Raw genomic sequence first — 15,131 nt, 5'->3', positions numbered from 1 at the left:
TTAATCCTCTTCGAAAGTCAGGGCGTCCGCACCCAGGGGCTGAAGCATTTTCGACACGGTAACCAGAGGGACGTTCATGTCAGGAAACTGCCAGTTCGGGTTGCGATCCTTGTCGATGATCTGCGCGCGGATGCCTTCCAGAAAATCGCCATGCTCCATCGCGCGGTGGGTGAAACGATACTCCATCTCCAGAGCTCGGCGTATGGTCAGAGAAGGGGAGCGCAGGCGATGAAGAACCTCGATTGTGCAAGCCACGGAAAGCGGTGCGTTTTTCCTCAGCATGCCCAGAGTTTTCGCCGAAAACTCACTGTCGTCGCTGCGCAGACTGTTCAGAACGTCGCCAAGGGTTTCACCGGAAAAATGCTGATCGATTTGGGCCTGCAAGTTCACCAATTCACCATCGGTCGGTGTATCGGCGTGGTCAGCCAACAGCTCAGCGTTTCCAGAGGCTTCGAGCAACTCGATCAGATCGGACCATTGTGATTGCGGGATGAAAAGGTCGGCAAACCCTGCATAGATCGCATCCGCAGGCCCCATCCGATAGCCCGTTGTTCCCAGAAACTCACCCGCGCGTCCAGGCGCAAGGGCCAGCATCAACGAGCCGCCGACATCCGGCACCAGTCCGATGGAGCATTCTGGCATGGCAATCTTTGCGCTTTCTCCCACAACGCGATGGCTGCCATGGCATCCGATGCCAACACCGCCGCCCATCGCGAACCCCTGAAGAAAGCTGATGACCGGTTTGGGATATTCGAAGATCAGGGCATTCAGACGGTATTCGTCACGCCAGAATTTCTGACCGTAAGAAAAATCACCCTTGGTGCCGGTTTCATAAAGTTCAGCAATATCACCGCCCGCGCAGAAGGCCTTTTCCCCTTCGGCGTCCAGGATGATCAGGTTAATCTCATCGTCCTCGCGCCAGTTGCGCAGCGCTGTGTCGATAGCCATGCACATGTCATAGGTCATCGCGTTCAGCGCATGAGGACGGGTCAGGGTGATACGCCCGGCACGGCCTGTGGTGCGGATATCGATATCTGACATGGGTGCCTCAGCGATTGGCAAGCAATTGGCGTGATACAATCACACGCATGATCTCGTTCGTGCCTTCCAATATCTGGTGCACACGAAGATCACGCACAAGCTTTTCGATGCCGTAATCCGCAAGATAGCCATAACCGCCATGCAATTGCAGGCACTGGTCCACAACTTTCGATCCGGTCTCGGTAACGAACTTCTTGGCCATGGCGCAGAACTTCGTGGCATCCGGCGCGCCCTGATCCAGCTTCCAGGCTGCCTGCCGAAGGAACGTACGCGCGGCCTGCAATTCGATCTCCATATCCGCCAGACGGAATTGAAGGGCCTGAAACTGGTCGATGGATTGGCCAAAAGCCTTTCGTTCGGACATGTATTGCAGCGTCATATCCAGCCCGGCCTGAGCGGCCCCAAGCGAGCAGGCAGAAATGTTAAGCCGCCCGCCATCCAACCCCATCATCGCGTATTTGAATCCGTCACCTTCCGCGCCCACAAGGTTTCCGGCCGGTATCTTGCAATCGTCGAACTGAACTTGCGCGGTGGGTTGGCTTTTCCAGCCCATCTTCTGCTCGAGCGCGCCAAAGCTGAGGCCGGGCGTGCCGTCTTCAACGTAAACGGTCGAAATCCCTTTGGGCCCGTCCTGGCCAGTACGCACCATACAGACGTAAGCGTCGGAATATCCGCCGCCTGAAATGAAGGCCTTTGTTCCGTTCAGCGTATAGCCTTCGTTGGTCCGTTCGGCGCGTGTTTTCAGCGCTGCCGCATCCGATCCAGAACCGGGCTCGGTCAAGCAATAACTCAACACAGTTTTCAAGCTCAGAACATCGGGCATGATGCGCGCCTTGAGGTCATCGTCTGCAAAGTTGTCGAGCATCTTGGCGCACATATTATGGATCGACAGGAACGCCGCGACCGACGGGCAGGCCATCGATAGGGCCTCAAAAACCAGAGTTGCATCCAGACGGGTCAGGTTTGACCCACCGCTGGCCTCGGACACGTAAAGGGCGCCGAAGCCAAGCTCTCCGATTTGGGGCCATAAGGTTTTGGGGATCGTTCCATCAGCCTCCCATTGCCGGGCAAAAGGGGCGATATGTTCCTGACCAAAGGCATGTGCCATGTCGAAAATGGCTGTTTGTTCCTCGCTGAGTGCGAAATCCATGGCGCTCCCTCCCATCGGCAATGAATTGAACAGTTGTTTATTTCTGAATTCTTACAGAAATTTTGCAGGCTCAACAATGGCTCTGGGCAGGGGACTGTTGTCGCCAGTGTCTAAAGATCCGCGTGGAACTCTTCGATCAGGTGGCGCACGACGGCCTTGCCAGGATCTTCCCCGCGCGCGGAAGCCTCGGCATGAACGCGGCGCTGGCGTGTGGCCGAGGTGCCGTTTTCGGCGATCTGCCGCAGGCGGGCCAGTTCCGACATTGTGCCCAGTGCCTCGGCGTCTTCGGCCAGCAATCCCATCAGATCACCGATCAGGTCGGACATGGGTTTGATCGAGCGATCGCCGAAATCGATCAATCCTTCGCCCACACCATATCGCTGCGCGCGCCAGCGGTTTTCACCTATCAGAAAGCGATCATATTGCCGCCAGCGCAAGTTGCGATCTTTCAAGCGGCACAACATTCTGGTCAACGCCTGAACAAGGGCGGCCAGTGAAAGCGTGTGTTCCAACCTTGGCTGGACATCCATAATCCGCGTTTCAAGCGTTGGAAAGCGATGCGAGGGGCGCAGGTCCCACCAGATCTTAGTGGTATCTTCGATGACCCCAAGTTCAATCAAAATACCCGTGGTGCGCTCATATTCGCCCCAGCTTGCAAAGACCGGTGGCAGACCGGTACGTGGCAGATTGTCAAAGACGGTCAGACGGTACGACGACAGGCCCGTATCCTCGCCGTTCCAGAAAGGCGAGGACGTTGACAACGCCAGAAGATGCGGCAGGAAGTAAGACAATTGCGGCATCAGATCAGAACGCAAGGCTCGGTCTTCGACCCCGACATGAACATGCATGCCGCAGATCAACATCCGGCGGGCCACGCCCCCAAGCGCGTGTTGCAGCGCATCATAGCGTTCCTTTCGGGTGTGATGCTGATCCTTCCAGTTCGCAAAAGGGTGGCACGACACGGCTATTGGTGACAGGTTATATTCCGCAGCCCGTTCCGATACACAGGAGCGCAGGCGTTTCAGGTCCTCGCGCGCCGAAGCAACGGTTGCATGCGGGCGGGTGCCGACTTCTATCTGACATTGCAGGAATTCGGGGCTGACCTGTCCTTCGAAATCATTCTGACAGGCTTCCATCAGCGCTTCGGGAGCTTCGGACAATTGGAGGCTGTCGCGGTCTACAAGAAGGTATTCTTCTTCGATCCCGATCGTGAATTCCTGCTGCATGGCGGCCCTCGCGGTAGTTATTTTGATCAGTGAATACGGAAATTTTCTTTTTGCCAAGGGTTTGCCCGGCTTGTCCTTGCAGAGGAACGACCACCAAAGGTATGGAATAACGCAGCAAAGACCACGGAGCCAGCGACTTGAAACCCAGAAAATTCCCGCAGATCAACGCCGCCCTGGATGAGCTGGGTGTGAAACTGGTCGACAAGGTCACCGAACAGGATGAGCGCGCGCGGCTGGAAGCTTTTGAGGCTGCCGGAGGTCTGACGCGCCCCGTCTATGCTTTGTCGCCGGGAATGGATGGGTTTGATATTTCGCAACTGGTCAGTGAATACGCCGCGCATAAGCATGCGCTGGACGCGCTGAAGGATCCTGAGCGCAATCAGACCGGCTATCGTGCTGGAAACGGCTATTACGACAGCCCCGACGCGGATGCCTTGTATCTGATGATCCGACGCTTTCAGCCCCGGCGGGTGATCGAGGTTGGATGTGGTAATTCGACCCGAGTAACCCGGCAGGCGGCCATCGATGGCGGGTTTGACACCACGATTACGGCAATCGATCCGTATCCCCGCGCTGACATTGCCCATGTTGTTGATCGGTTCGAGCAAAAACGGCTGGAAGAGGCCGACCCGGTACTGTTTTCAGAGCTGGAAGCCGGCGACGTCCTGTTTATCGACTCCAGCCATGTTGTGCGGATGAGCAACGACGTCGCACACTTGTTCTGCCGCATCATTCCGACACTGAAGCCCGGAGTGGTGATCCATGTGCACGATGTTTTTCTACCCTACGAATACCCCAAGCGGTTCTTCTATGACTGCCCGGGTTGGGGTGAGCAGTATATGCTGCACGCTTTGCTGCAATCTGGAGCGTATTCAATGCTTTGGCCGGGATATTACCTGCAACAAGATCGACCCGATGCTGTCGCCAATTTGCCCTTTTTGGCTGAAGGGCGCGCGCAAAGCATCTGGGTGCAGCTAAAAGAAAAGTGATCTCAGACTGATCCGGCGTGACGAAAGCCCCGTACCTCTTTCCATAACAAGCTGGAGAGGAGAAGACAGCCATGTTACGTCGTACTTTTATGGGCGCAGCCGCCGCATTTGCATTTGCCATGCCGCTCAAGGCGCAGGCAGCAGATATCGTTGATACCGCTGTAGCGGCCGGATCATTCAACACGTTGGTTGCCGCAGTTCAAGCTGCAGGTTTGGTAGATACCCTGAAAGGAAAAGGTCCATTCACCGTCTTTGCCCCAACAGACGAGGCGTTTGCTGCATTGCCCGAAGGCACGGTGGAAACGTTGTTGTTGCCGGAGAACAAAGATCAGCTCGTGTCGATCCTGACGTACCATGTTGTACCAGCCAAGGTGATGTCTGGCGACATCGCTGGCAAGCGCGCGAAGGTTCTGACTGTTCAGGGTGATCGGCTGAGCGTGAATGCCAAAAACGGCGTCAAAGTGAATGACGCCAAGGTCATACAGGCAGATATTGAAGCAAGCAATGGTGTGATCCACGTGGTCGACACTGTTATCCTGCCGGAATGATGCTCTGTTCCTGAAGAGTCAAAAGCCCCGGCGTATGACCGGGGCTTTTGCTTTTCTGAGCTGGTAGATCAGACCAAACGAACCTGTGTGCCAATCTGGACCAGCGGATACAGTTCCTCGACATGTTGGTTGTACAGGCCGATACAGCCAGACGAGCTCTGCCGGCCGATCTTGCGGGTATCATGCGTGCCATGAACCAGGTAAGCGGGCCAATCCAAATACATCGCGCGGGTGCCCAGTGGGTTTCCGGGATCACCGCCATCGATCCGAATGGGCAGGCTGGGGTCACGCTCGCGCATCGAGGCGGTCGGTGTCCAGCTTGGGAACTCGGTCTTGCGCACAACTTTTGTGTAGCCGCGTTTTGTAAGCTCTTCGCTCATGGGCACAGAGCTGGGGTACAGCTTATAAGTGCCATCCGGCGCCCAATAGTGAACCGCGCGGCTGGTAATGTCGGCCAACAGGCAACCTACGCCCAGCTCATCAAAATGGTCCTGCCAGTTTTGCTGCGAGAAGGACGACACATTGCGTCGGACCGGAAGCTGAGTGCTGATCGCGTCTTCTGTTTCCGGAAACGCGTCCGTGCTTTGTGCCCGAACAAGGGCAGGGGTTGCCATCAGGGATGCAGCGCCCAGCAGGGCGGAACGACGGGTTATTCGGGATTGGGCCAAGGTTGCCTCCGGTAAGTTCACTGCTCGCTGTGTATTTGGCGGCAAGATATTTCCATTGGTCGCAATTTTCCAGAGAGACGCACCTGAATTTCTTGTGAGCGTGGGGAATTTGAATGCTGTTCGGCGGAAAGATGCGAAAACCCGGCCCTGAATGGGGCCGGGTTCCATAATCTTGCAGGCTGAAATCAGTCCATGGCTTTGAAGTTGAACTCGCCACCTTCCTTGATGCCCGACGGCCAGCGTGCGGTCACTGTTTTGGTGCGGGTGTAGAACTTGAAGCTGTCCGGGCCATGCTGGTTCAGATCACCAAACATGGATTTTTTCCAGCCTCCGAAGGTGTGATAAGCCAGCGGAACGGGGATCGGAACGTTGATGCCCACCATGCCGATATTGATCCGGCTGGCAAAGTCGCGCGCTGTGTCACCGTCGCGGGTAAAGATCGCTGTGCCGTTTCCGTATTCGTGGTCCATCGCCAGGCCGATCGCCTCTTCGTAGGAACCTGCACGGACAGTCGACAGAACCGGGCCAAAGATCTCCTGTTTGTAGATGTCCATGTCCGGAGTGACGTGGTCAAACAGATGCGGGCCGACAAAGAAACCGTCCTCATAACCTTGCAGGCTGAAGTCGCGGTTATCGACGACCAGCTTAGCGCCTTGCTCGACACCCGAATTGATCAGACCAAGGATACGCTCTTTCGCGGCGGCGGTTACTACAGGGCCCATGTCGACATCGTCACCAGCGGTGTAGGGGCCCACTTTCAGCTTTTCGACGCGCGGTATCAGCTTTTCGATCAGCTTGTCCGCGGTTTCTTCACCAACCGGAACCGCAACAGAGATTGCCATGCAGCGTTCGCCTGCTGCGCCAAACCCGGCACCGACCAGCGCGTCGGCGGCCTGATCCAGATCGGCGTCGGGCATGACGATCATGTGGTTCTTGGCACCGCCAAAACACTGGGCGCGTTTGCCGTTTGCGGTGGCACGGCTGTAGATATACTGAGCGATCGGGGTAGACCCCACAAAGCTGACGCCCTGAATGATCTCGCTGTCGAGGATCGTATCAACGGCCTCTTTATCACCATTCACGACCTGGAACACACCCTTGGGCAGACCGGCTTCGACAAACAGTTCGGCCAGCATCAGCGGAACCGAGGGGTCACGCTCGGACGGTTTCAGAACAACGGCATTCCCGCAGGCCAGTGCCGGACCGACATGCCACAGGGGCATCATCGCAGGGAAGTTAAAGGGCATGATCGAACCCACGACACCCAGCGGTTGGCGCATGGAATACATGTCGATGCCGGGGCCTGCGCTGTCGGTGAACTCACCCTTCAGCATCTGAGGCGCACCGATGCAGTATTCGATCACCTCCAGACCACGCTGCAAGTCGCCCTTGGCATCGGGAATGGTCTTGCCGTGCTCGCGGCTTAGTGCCTCGGCCAGTTTGTCCATGTCGCGGTTCATCAGGCCGACCATTGCCATCATGACACGTGCACGTTTCTGAGGGTTGGTCGCGCCCCACTCCGGCTGGGCAGCGGCTGCGGCCTCAATGGCCGCCGTGGTTTCCGCAGCACTTGCCATCGGGCACTTGTATTGAACCTCGCCCGTAGCCGGGTTGTAGACGTTGTCGAAACGACCGGATGTACCGGCGACCATTTCGCCGTTCAGGAAATGGGTCAGATCTTGCATCAATAACTCCTCCGATAGATTTGTGCGCACAATAGGCTTGCAGAAATCCCGCGAACAGAGGCAATGTCTCAAAAGAGTTTTGCAAAAATGCAAAAGGAAGCGGTGTGACTCCAAACTGGGACGATATGCGGATCTTTCTGGCCGTGGCGCGCGAGGAAAGTCTTTCCTCCGCTGGTCGTATCCTGAAAATCGATCCCGCCACCGTGGGGCGACGTGTTGCGCGATTGGAAACGACGCTGGATTCTGCGTTGTTCACAAAGTCGCAGCAGGGATATGTCCTGACACCGGCAGGGCAGCGCCTGTTGGAACATGGATTGCATGCAGAAGAGGCGATGCGCGCAGCGGCCGGAGCCGTGGCCGGATCCACGAAATCACTCAGCGGGCAAATCCGGATCGGCGCGCCAGATGGCAGCGCAAATTACCTGTTGCCCCAGGTCTGCGCCAGGATCAGTGATTCAAACCCGGAACTGGATATTCAGATTCTGGCTCTGCCGAGGGTGATCAACCTGTCCCGTCGCGAGGCCGATATGGCCGTGACCGTCAGCGCGCCAACCGCAGGGCAGCTTTTGGTCAAGAAAGTCAGTGATTACAAACTGCATTTGGTCGCGACCGATGAATATTTGAAACGTCACGAACCAATCCACTCGGTCGCTGACCTCAAGGGGCACCGGTTGATCGGTTACATTCCCGACATGATCTTTGACCGCGAACTGGATTACCTGAACGATATTGGGGTTGACCGTGTCGCGCTTGCATCGAACTCGGTCTCGGTGCAATTGCGGCAGGTCAGTTTGGGAACTGGCGTTTGCGTGGCACATGACTTTACGTTGCCGTTCCATCCGGGGCTTCGGAAAATCCTGACGGATCAAGTGAGTCTGACGCGCAGTTTCTATCTGGTTCGGCATGAAGGAGATCAGCGCAACGAACGGTTGAACCGCTTTGCCGATGCCCTGACGCGCGGCATTCGCGAGGAAGTGCTTCGATTGGAAGCAGATGCCGGTGCTTGACAGGTCGCCACAATCGCGCAACGCTTTGGAATAAGTGTTATTATTCCGGAGGAATTCTTCATGTTGGTACAGGCTATCCTGACGTCCAAAGCGACAGACGGCGTTGTAACGGTGGCGCCAATGGCGACAGTTTCAGAAGCCTCGAAGATTCTTGCGGAAAAGCGGATCGGGACGGTTGTTGTTTCTGACGATGGCGGAGAAACCGCGATTGGAATTCTGTCTGAACGCGACATCGTCCGCGAGCTTGCCGCCAGCGGTAGTGGCTGTCTCGACCAGCCTGTAAAATCCTACATGACGCAGGACCTGATCACGACGACGCGTCAGGCCTCTGTTCAGGATATCATGGCCCGCATGACAGAAGGACGCTTTCGCCATATGCCGGTTGTCGAAGACGGTAAACTGATCGGCATCGTCACACTTGGTGACGTGGTAAAGGCCCAGCTGGCCGAACTGGCGATGGAAAAGGACGCCCTGGAAGGCATGATAATGGGGCACTAACAGCAAGGGGTGCCAAAGCAATCACTTGCACCTGCAGCAAAGTTGTGTTTGCTTGCGCAGAAATTTTATTGCGCAGGAGGGCGTGATGCGGGTTGGTTTGTATCCGGGAACCTTTGACCCTATCACCATAGGGCACATCGATATCATTCGCCGGGCGGCTGCATTGGTGGATAAACTGGTCATTGGCGTCGCTATCAACCGGGACAAAGGCCCGTTGTTCTCGCTGGAAGAGCGCGTCGCGATGATCGAGGCCGAATGCGCCGAACTGACCGAACAAACCGGTACTGAAATTATCGCTCATCCCTTCGAAAATCTATTGATCGATTGCGCAAGGGATGTCGGTGCGCAGATCATCGTCCGCGGTTTGCGCGCTGTCGCGGATTTTGAGTATGAGTTCCAGATGGTTGGTATGAACCGCGCACTGGACGACTCGATCGAGACTGTCTTTTTGATGGCCGAGGCACGCCATCAGGCGATTGCTTCAAAACTGGTGAAAGAAATTGCCCGCTTGAACGGGGACGTGTCAAAGTTTGTCACGCCCCGTGTCAATGCCGCACTGCGTGAGCGGTTAGGCTAGGGCACCCATCGCGGCGGCCGTATCCAGCATCCGGTTTGAAAAGCCCCATTCGTTGTCATACCAGGCCAGCACGCGAACCAGCGTACCGTCGGTGACTTTGGTTTCTGCCAGTGACACCGTCGAGCTGTGCGAGTCGTGGTTGAAATCGACCGAGACCAGAGGACGGCTTTCCGCGGCCAGAACACCGGGGATCTTTGCCGCGGCATCAATGAACAGTTGATTGACCTCATCTTCGGTCGTTGGGCGCGAAACCTCGGCAACCAGATCAACGACCGAAACGTTCGGGGTGGGTACCCGGATGGCCTGACCCGTCAATTTGCCCCTGAGTTGCGGCAGTACCAGCCCCACAGCGGCAGCTGCACCGGTTGTGGTAGGGATCATCGACAGGGCTGCGGCGCGCGACAGGTAGGGGTCTTTTCCAACCGTGTCATGCACAGGCTGGCTGGCGGTATAGGCGTGAACGGTGGTCATGTTGCCATGTTTGATGCCAAGACCAGCGTCCAGCGCTGCGGCAACCGGAGAAAGGCAATTCGTGGTGCAGGATGCGTTCGAAACGATCAGATCGTCGGCGGTTAGTTCGCTATCGTTGACACCAAAGACGATGGTTTTCACACCGCCGTCACCCCGTGCAGGGGCTGAGATCAGGACTTTCCGTGATCCGTTCTTGAAGTGACGTTCAGCCGCTTCTCGTGTGCGGAAAACCCCGGTGCATTCCAGAACAACGTCGATATCAGACCAGGGCAGGTCTTCGGGATTACGCTCACTGCTCAGGCGGATCGGGCCGCGGCCCACATCCAGACCGGCGTCTGTAAGCGTGACAGGGTTGGGATAACGGCCATGAACGCTGTCAAATTCGAACAGATGCGCGTTCATGTCGGGCTTGCCCAAGTCGTTGATCGCGACGATTTCAACGTCTTTACGTCCGCTTTCCATCACCGCGCGCAGAACCCCGCGCCCGATCCGTCCAAATCCGTTGATCGCTAGTTTCAGGGTCATGGTTCGCTCCGTACAAATATCTCAGCCATATGAGTTAGCGCTAACAATTACAGATCAAGCGAAATGTCAAGAAAAACCTCTGTCATCGCCAAAAAGCGAGCCAGTCCAGAAAGTCGTATAGCTTCTTACCGAGGAACAACATGTGCTCGGTTCCATACAAGGCTACGTCCAGCATCATGCCCCCAAGCAACAGGACGCCAAGCCAGATAGCGATTTGATTGTTCATGTCGGTTCCGAACGAAAATGCCCGCCCAGATAACCTGAGCGGGCACCAACGTACAAGCGAAGTCCGAAGGGTCAGTTAAGGCGGCCCATGGCGACGGCTACGTCTGCCATGCGAACCGAGAAACCCCACTCGTTGTCATACCAGGCCAGCACGCGCACCATGCGATCATCGACGACACGGGTCTGGTCGGGTGCGAAGATCGAGCTTTCTTCGGTGTGGTTGAAATCGGTTGATACCAGCGGTGCGGGCTCATATCCCAGAACGCGCTGCATCGGGCCCTTGGCTGCTTCTTCGACGATTGCGTTGATCTCGGCCACCGAGGTGTCACGCGACGCGCGGAAGGTCAGGTCAACCGCTGAAACGTTCGGGGTAGGGACCCGGATGGCAGACCCGTCCAGACGGCCTTTCAGGTTTGGAAGAACTTCACCCAAAGCTTTGGCAGCACCGGTTGAGGTCGGAATCATCGACATCGCGGCAGCGCGGGCGCGATAGAGGTCGCTGTGGCGACGGTCCAGCGTGGGCTGGTCGCCGGTATAGGCGTGAATGGTGGTCATGATACCGTGTTCAATGCCGACGCCCTCGTCCAGCACCTTGGCCAGCGGGGCCAGGCAGTTTGTGGTGCAGGAGCCGTTCGACACCATGTTGTCGTTCGCGGTCAGGGTGTTGTGGTTTACACCAAAAACGATGGTTTTGTTCACGTTCTTGCCGGGGGCGGACAGCAGCACCTTACCTGCACCGCGATCCAGATGTGTTTTGGCCTTGTTGCCGTCATTGAATTTACCGGTGCACTCCAGAACGACGTCACAGCCCTCCCAGTCCAGTTCATTCATATCGTAGGTCGAAAACATCTGCATCGGGCCACGGCCCAGATCCATTGTGTTGCCTTCGATCGAAACTTCGCGCGGGAACCGCCCGTGAACGCTGTCATATTTTAGCAGATGCGCAGAGGTTTCCAATGGGCCGGTTGCGTTGACTTTGATCACTTCGATGTCGTTACGCCCCGACGCGGCGATGTGCGACAGGGTGCAGCGGCCAATACGGCCAAAACCATTGATACCGACCTTGATGGTCATGTGACGTCTCCTGATGCGCTTGCGTTGAGGGCCATATAGCGGCGAAATGGGAATCTCAAAAGGGCAAAAACGGCATATTTTTAAGGTGTTAGCGCAAACCTGCGACGGTTGCGCTAACGCTTGCGCTAGCCGTTGGATCAGGTAGGGTCCAGATGCGGCAGTGATTGGGAAAGGAAACGCAATGAGTGGTCTTTTGGCCTTGTTGGACGATGTGGCCGGGATCGCCAAGGTTGCGGCGACATCGGTGGACGATGTCGTGGCCGCGGCGGGCAAGGCAGGGGCCAAGACGGCCGGTGTGATCATCGACGACGCTGCGGTAACACCAAAATACGTTCAAGGCTTTGCCCCGGCGCGCGAATTGCCGATCATCTGGCGTATCGCGCGCGGTTCGGTTTTCAACAAAATCATACTCCTGTTGCCGGTAGCCTTGCTGCTGGCCAATTTCGCCCCGTGGCTGATCACCCCACTGTTGATGCTGGGTGGATCATATTTGTGTTTTGAAGGTGCCGAGAAGATTTTTCACGTTCTGTTTCCTCATGGAAGTCACGTCATAGAGGAAGACATGAAAAACCGGGATCCGGGCCATCTGGAAGAGCAGAAGGTCAAGGGCGCGATCAAAACTGATTTTATCCTCTCAGCCGAGATTATGACCATTGCACTGGCGGCGATCGAAGCGCCAAACCTTTGGATGCAGGCCGCAACTTTGGCCGTTGTGGGGATTGGCGTGACTGTGGTGGTTTATGGCTCGGTGGCGTTGATCGTGAAGATGGATGATGTTGGGCTTTATCTGGCGAGTAACGCTCCAACGCCTGTTGGTCGTGGCTTGGGTCGCGGTCTGGTCAAGGCAATGCCGGCTGTGATGAAAACCTTGTCGGTCGTCGGAACTGCGGCGATGCTTTGGGTCGGTGGCTCGATTGTCATCCACGGTCTGGAAGTGCTTGGTTTTGGTTGGCTGCAGCATCAGATCTATGACTGGGCCAAAGCGATTGCGTATTCAGCGCCCGAGGACTGGGCCGCTGCGGTGAAATGGCTGGCCAAAGCGACAATGGACGGAGTTCTGGGCCTAGCCTGGGGACTGGTTTTGATCCCAATGGCCACCAAGGTGATCATGCCTTTGTTCGGCAAGTCCAAAGCGCACTGAAAAGAAACGGAAAAGGGCGGCTGAAGCCGCCCTTTGGTTGATTGTTCTGGTATAAGCTTACAGCCCCAACAATTCCTTGACCTTGGCCACGGTTGCTTCGGCGGAGATGCTGAAATGCTTGTATAGCTCACCGGCAGGGGCCGAGGCACCAAAGCTCGACATGCCGATGAACCCGGCTTTGGCTTCGCGGCCACGTTCACCCAGCAACCAACGATCCCAGCCGCCAGCACGAACCGCGGCTTCGATACCAACGCGGACCGGACCTGCCGGAAGGACGCGCTTGCGGTAGGCTTCGTCCTGCTCTGCGAACAGCTCCATGCAGGGCATCGAAACAACACGCGTGCCGATACCTTCGGCCTCGAGCGTCGCTTTGGCTTCCATGGCCAGCGACACTTCGGAACCTGTTGCAATCAGGATCGCCTGACGCTTACCTTCTGCCTCGGCCAGAACGTAAGCACCCTGAGCGGTCAGGTTCTTGGTCTTGTGCTCGGTACGTACCGTTGGAACACCCTGACGGGTCAGCGACAGGACAGAGGGGCTGTCCTTGAAGGTCAGCGCCAGTTCCCATGCCTCGGCCGTTTCAATGGTGTCAGCCGGGCGGAAGACAAAAGTGTTGGGGGTTGCACGCGAGATCGCCAGATGCTCGACAGGCTGGTGGGTCGGGCCGTCTTCGCCCAGACCGATCGAGTCATGGGTCATCACGAAAACCGAAGGGATCTTCATCAGCGCCGCCAGACGCATGGACGGGCGGGCATAATCGGTGAAGGCCATGAATGTACCGCCATAGGGGCGGATACCACCATGCAGCGCCATGCCGTTCATTGCCGCCGCCATGCCGTGTTCACGGATACCATAATGGATATAGCGACCCTTGCGGTTCTCCGGAAGGAACACGCCCATATCGGCCGATTTTGTGTTATTTGACCCGGTCAGGTCCGCCGAACCACCAACGGTTTCGGTCATGATCGGGTTCACAACGTTCAGGACCTTCTCCGACGACGAACGGGTGGCCAGTTTCGGCTGGTCTTCGGACATCTGCTTTTTGAAGGCACGAATGGCTCCGGCCAGACGCTTGGGGGCCTCGAACGCATAGGCGCGGGTGAACTCAGCCTGCTTTCGCTCGGACAGTTGTGCGAAACGCGCTTCCCATTCCGCACGCTCGGCAGCGCCACGTGATCCGATGGCTTCCCATGCGGATTTGACATTGGCAGGTACGTCAAACGCGTCATGCGCCCAGCCATAAGCCTTCTTGGCGGCCTTCAGCTGATCCGCATCGGTCAGCGCGCCGTGCCCTTTTGACGTGTCCTGCGCCGCGTGGCCCAGAGCAATGTGGGTTTTACACGCGATCATGGTTGGCTTTTTCGACTTCTTCGCCTGAACGATGGCCGCGTCGATGGCCTTGGGGTCATGACCGTCGATTTCGATCACATGCCAGCCCGAGGCCGCAAAGCGACGAACCTGATCGGTGCGGTCGGCGATGTCGACGGTGCCGTCGATGGTGATGTTGTTGTTGTCCCAGAAGACGATCAGCTTGCTCAGCTCGTGACGACCGGCCAGGGTGATTGCCTCCTGGCTTACGCCTTCCATAAGGCAGCCGTCGCCCGCGATGACATAGGTATAGTGGTCTACAACCTTCTTGCCATAATGCGCGCGCTGGATTTCCTCGGCCATCGCAAAGCCCACGGCGTTCGAGATACCCTGACCCAGCGGTCCGGTCGTGGTTTCAACACCAGCAACCAGAAAGTTTTCTGGGTGGCCTGCGGTTTTTGCGCCCAGCTGGCGGAAATTCTTGATCTCCTCCAGCGTTACATCTTCATATCCCGTAAGGTACAGCAACGAATAAACCAGCATCGAACCATGGCCTGCGGACAGGATGAAGCGGTCGCGATCCGGCCAGTTCGGGGCCGAGGCGTCAAACTTCAGATGCTTTTCGAACAGGACAGTCGCGACATCCGCCATGCCCATGGGCATACCGGAATGTCCGGAGTTTGCAGCGGCGACGGCATCAAGGGTCAATGTGCGGATGGCCGCAGCTTTGTCCCAGTGTTCGGGGTTGGCATTGCGCAGCGCAGTCAGGTCCACGGGCGTTGTTCCTTTGGATAAAAAGCAGATTGCGGGCTCAATACCACTCAGCACTCAAAGTGCAAGCAGAACCGGGGTTTATCCGCTTGGATTGCGTGAACTGCGTGGTCCAAGTAGTTGAAAGCAAACAGTGGGTATTTTCTGTCGCATTCCGTTAGACTGGCGGCAGGCGGGATTCGATTTTGATTCGGATCGCTTCGCAACAGAATGAACCTTGATAAAGA

General features: G+C 56.8%; 15 protein-coding genes. 6 read left to right on the top strand and 9 right to left on the bottom strand.

Annotation, left to right across the window (positions count from 1 at the left end; genetic code table 11):
• From ACR0EK_RS03225 to ACR0EK_RS03215, 3 genes are all read right to left on the bottom strand, one after another.
• Positions 1 to 1,041, bottom strand: a complete 1,041-nt coding sequence (locus ACR0EK_RS03225) for a 3-hydroxyisobutyryl-CoA hydrolase (RefSeq protein WP_480564938.1) — start codon at positions 1,039 to 1,041, stop codon at positions 1 to 3.
• Between the two features lie 7 nt (positions 1,042 to 1,048).
• Positions 1,049 to 2,191 carry an acyl-CoA dehydrogenase family protein gene (locus ACR0EK_RS03220; protein ID WP_480564935.1) on the bottom strand — a complete coding sequence of 381 codons (1,143 nt, stop codon included), beginning with the start codon at positions 2,189 to 2,191 and terminating at the stop codon, positions 1,049 to 1,051.
• Between the two features lie 110 nt (positions 2,192 to 2,301).
• Positions 2,302 to 3,417 carry a carboxylate-amine ligase gene (locus tag ACR0EK_RS03215; RefSeq protein ID WP_480485758.1) on the bottom strand — a complete coding sequence of 372 codons (1,116 nt, stop codon included), beginning with the start codon at positions 3,415 to 3,417 and terminating at the stop codon, positions 2,302 to 2,304.
• A 137-nt stretch (positions 3,418 to 3,554) separates the two neighbouring features.
• Here ACR0EK_RS03215 and ACR0EK_RS03210 point away from each other — a divergent pair, with 137 nt between their 5' ends.
• Together ACR0EK_RS03210 and ACR0EK_RS03205 are read left to right on the top strand one after the other, a co-directional pair.
• Positions 3,555 to 4,406: a class I SAM-dependent methyltransferase gene (locus ACR0EK_RS03210; RefSeq protein WP_480564932.1), complete on the top strand. Its 852-nt coding sequence runs from the start codon at positions 3,555 to 3,557 to the stop codon at positions 4,404 to 4,406.
• A gap of 71 nt (positions 4,407 to 4,477) precedes the next feature.
• Positions 4,478 to 4,954 (top strand): fasciclin domain-containing protein, encoded by a 477-nt coding sequence (locus ACR0EK_RS03205; protein ID WP_209504046.1) that lies wholly within the window; start codon positions 4,478 to 4,480, stop codon positions 4,952 to 4,954.
• 68 nt (positions 4,955 to 5,022) lie between these two features.
• Here the strand turns inward: ACR0EK_RS03205 and ACR0EK_RS03200 are convergent, their stop codons facing one another.
• Both ACR0EK_RS03200 and ACR0EK_RS03195 read right to left on the bottom strand, forming a co-directional pair.
• Positions 5,023 to 5,568: a L,D-transpeptidase gene (locus ACR0EK_RS03200; RefSeq protein ID WP_480565273.1), complete on the bottom strand. Its 546-nt coding sequence runs from the start codon at positions 5,566 to 5,568 to the stop codon at positions 5,023 to 5,025.
• Between the two features lie 239 nt (positions 5,569 to 5,807).
• Positions 5,808 to 7,307: a CoA-acylating methylmalonate-semialdehyde dehydrogenase gene (locus ACR0EK_RS03195; protein ID WP_209596112.1), complete on the bottom strand. Its 1,500-nt coding sequence runs from the start codon at positions 7,305 to 7,307 to the stop codon at positions 5,808 to 5,810.
• A gap of 125 nt (positions 7,308 to 7,432) precedes the next feature.
• On the opposite strand from ACR0EK_RS03195, the gene ACR0EK_RS03190 reads away from it, so the two are divergent.
• The 3 genes from ACR0EK_RS03190 to coaD all read left to right on the top strand — a co-directional run bounded on the left by ACR0EK_RS03190 (position 7,433) and on the right by coaD (position 9,389).
• Complete coding sequence (locus ACR0EK_RS03190) at positions 7,433 to 8,314, top strand: LysR family transcriptional regulator (protein ID WP_480565270.1); 882 nt, start codon at positions 7,433 to 7,435, stop codon at positions 8,312 to 8,314.
• Between the two features lie 60 nt (positions 8,315 to 8,374).
• On the top strand, positions 8,375 to 8,812 hold the full coding sequence (locus ACR0EK_RS03185; protein WP_267363439.1) for a CBS domain-containing protein: 438 nt from the start codon (positions 8,375 to 8,377) through the stop codon (positions 8,810 to 8,812).
• An 85-nt stretch (positions 8,813 to 8,897) separates the two neighbouring features.
• Positions 8,898 to 9,389, top strand: a complete 492-nt coding sequence (gene coaD, locus ACR0EK_RS03180; RefSeq protein WP_209596116.1) for a pantetheine-phosphate adenylyltransferase — start codon at positions 8,898 to 8,900, stop codon at positions 9,387 to 9,389.
• Here coaD and gap (ACR0EK_RS03175) read toward each other — a convergent pair.
• The 3 genes from gap (ACR0EK_RS03175) to gap (ACR0EK_RS03165) form a co-directional block, all read right to left on the bottom strand.
• On the bottom strand, positions 9,381 to 10,385 hold the full coding sequence (gap, locus tag ACR0EK_RS03175; RefSeq protein WP_480564930.1) for a type I glyceraldehyde-3-phosphate dehydrogenase: 1,005 nt from the start codon (positions 10,383 to 10,385) through the stop codon (positions 9,381 to 9,383). The genes coaD and gap (ACR0EK_RS03175) overlap by 9 nt on opposite strands.
• A gap of 82 nt (positions 10,386 to 10,467) precedes the next feature.
• The gene (locus tag ACR0EK_RS03170) at positions 10,468 to 10,611 is read right to left on the bottom strand and encodes a hypothetical protein (RefSeq protein WP_209596120.1); all 144 of its coding nucleotides are present in this window, start codon (positions 10,609 to 10,611) and stop codon (positions 10,468 to 10,470) included.
• A 71-nt stretch (positions 10,612 to 10,682) separates the two neighbouring features.
• Positions 10,683 to 11,684, bottom strand: coding sequence for a type I glyceraldehyde-3-phosphate dehydrogenase (gap, locus tag ACR0EK_RS03165; RefSeq protein WP_267363431.1), 1,002 nt, complete (start codon positions 11,682 to 11,684; stop codon positions 10,683 to 10,685).
• A 181-nt stretch (positions 11,685 to 11,865) separates the two neighbouring features.
• On the opposite strand from gap (ACR0EK_RS03165), the gene ACR0EK_RS03160 reads away from it, so the two are divergent.
• Complete coding sequence (locus ACR0EK_RS03160) at positions 11,866 to 12,825, top strand: DUF808 domain-containing protein (protein ID WP_480564927.1); 960 nt, start codon at positions 11,866 to 11,868, stop codon at positions 12,823 to 12,825.
• Between the two features lie 57 nt (positions 12,826 to 12,882).
• Here ACR0EK_RS03160 and tkt read toward each other — a convergent pair whose 3' ends face one another.
• Entirely contained in the window at positions 12,883 to 14,907 is a 2,025-nt protein-coding gene (gene tkt / locus ACR0EK_RS03155) for a transketolase (protein WP_480564925.1), read from the bottom strand.
• Between the last annotated feature and the right edge of the window lie 224 nt (positions 14,908 to 15,131).

This window comes from Ruegeria sp. AE4 (assembly GCF_056542185.1).
The sequence above is the reverse complement of the archived record's forward strand: the minus strand, read 5'-3'. Positions and strand labels throughout refer to the sequence as shown.

What these genes read in the sequence shown, in the direction of transcription:
- ACR0EK_RS03225 (WP_480564938.1), bottom strand. Translation starts at nt 1,041, where the DNA reads ATGTCAGATATCGATATCCGCACCACAGGCCGTGCCGGGCGTATCACC.
- ACR0EK_RS03220 (WP_480564935.1), bottom strand. Translation starts at nt 2,191, where the DNA reads ATGGATTTCGCACTCAGCGAGGAACAAACAGCCATTTTCGACATGGCA.
- ACR0EK_RS03215 (WP_480485758.1), bottom strand. Translation starts at nt 3,417, where the DNA reads ATGCAGCAGGAATTCACGATCGGGATCGAAGAAGAATACCTTCTTGTA.
- ACR0EK_RS03205 (WP_209504046.1), top strand. Translation starts at nt 4,478, where the DNA reads ATGTTACGTCGTACTTTTATGGGCGCAGCCGCCGCATTTGCATTTGCC.
- ACR0EK_RS03200 (WP_480565273.1), bottom strand. Translation starts at nt 5,568, where the DNA reads ATGGCAACCCCTGCCCTTGTTCGGGCACAAAGCACGGACGCGTTTCCG.
- ACR0EK_RS03195 (WP_209596112.1), bottom strand. Translation starts at nt 7,307, where the DNA reads ATGCAAGATCTGACCCATTTCCTGAACGGCGAAATGGTCGCCGGTACA.
- ACR0EK_RS03190 (WP_480565270.1), top strand. Translation starts at nt 7,433, where the DNA reads ATGCGGATCTTTCTGGCCGTGGCGCGCGAGGAAAGTCTTTCCTCCGCT.
- ACR0EK_RS03185 (WP_267363439.1), top strand. Translation starts at nt 8,375, where the DNA reads ATGTTGGTACAGGCTATCCTGACGTCCAAAGCGACAGACGGCGTTGTA.
- coaD (WP_209596116.1), top strand. Translation starts at nt 8,898, where the DNA reads ATGCGGGTTGGTTTGTATCCGGGAACCTTTGACCCTATCACCATAGGG.
- gap (WP_480564930.1), bottom strand. Translation starts at nt 10,385, where the DNA reads ATGACCCTGAAACTAGCGATCAACGGATTTGGACGGATCGGGCGCGGG.
- ACR0EK_RS03170 (WP_209596120.1), bottom strand. Translation starts at nt 10,611, where the DNA reads ATGAACAATCAAATCGCTATCTGGCTTGGCGTCCTGTTGCTTGGGGGC.
- gap (WP_267363431.1), bottom strand. Translation starts at nt 11,684, where the DNA reads ATGACCATCAAGGTCGGTATCAATGGTTTTGGCCGTATTGGCCGCTGC.
- ACR0EK_RS03160 (WP_480564927.1), top strand. Translation starts at nt 11,866, where the DNA reads ATGAGTGGTCTTTTGGCCTTGTTGGACGATGTGGCCGGGATCGCCAAG.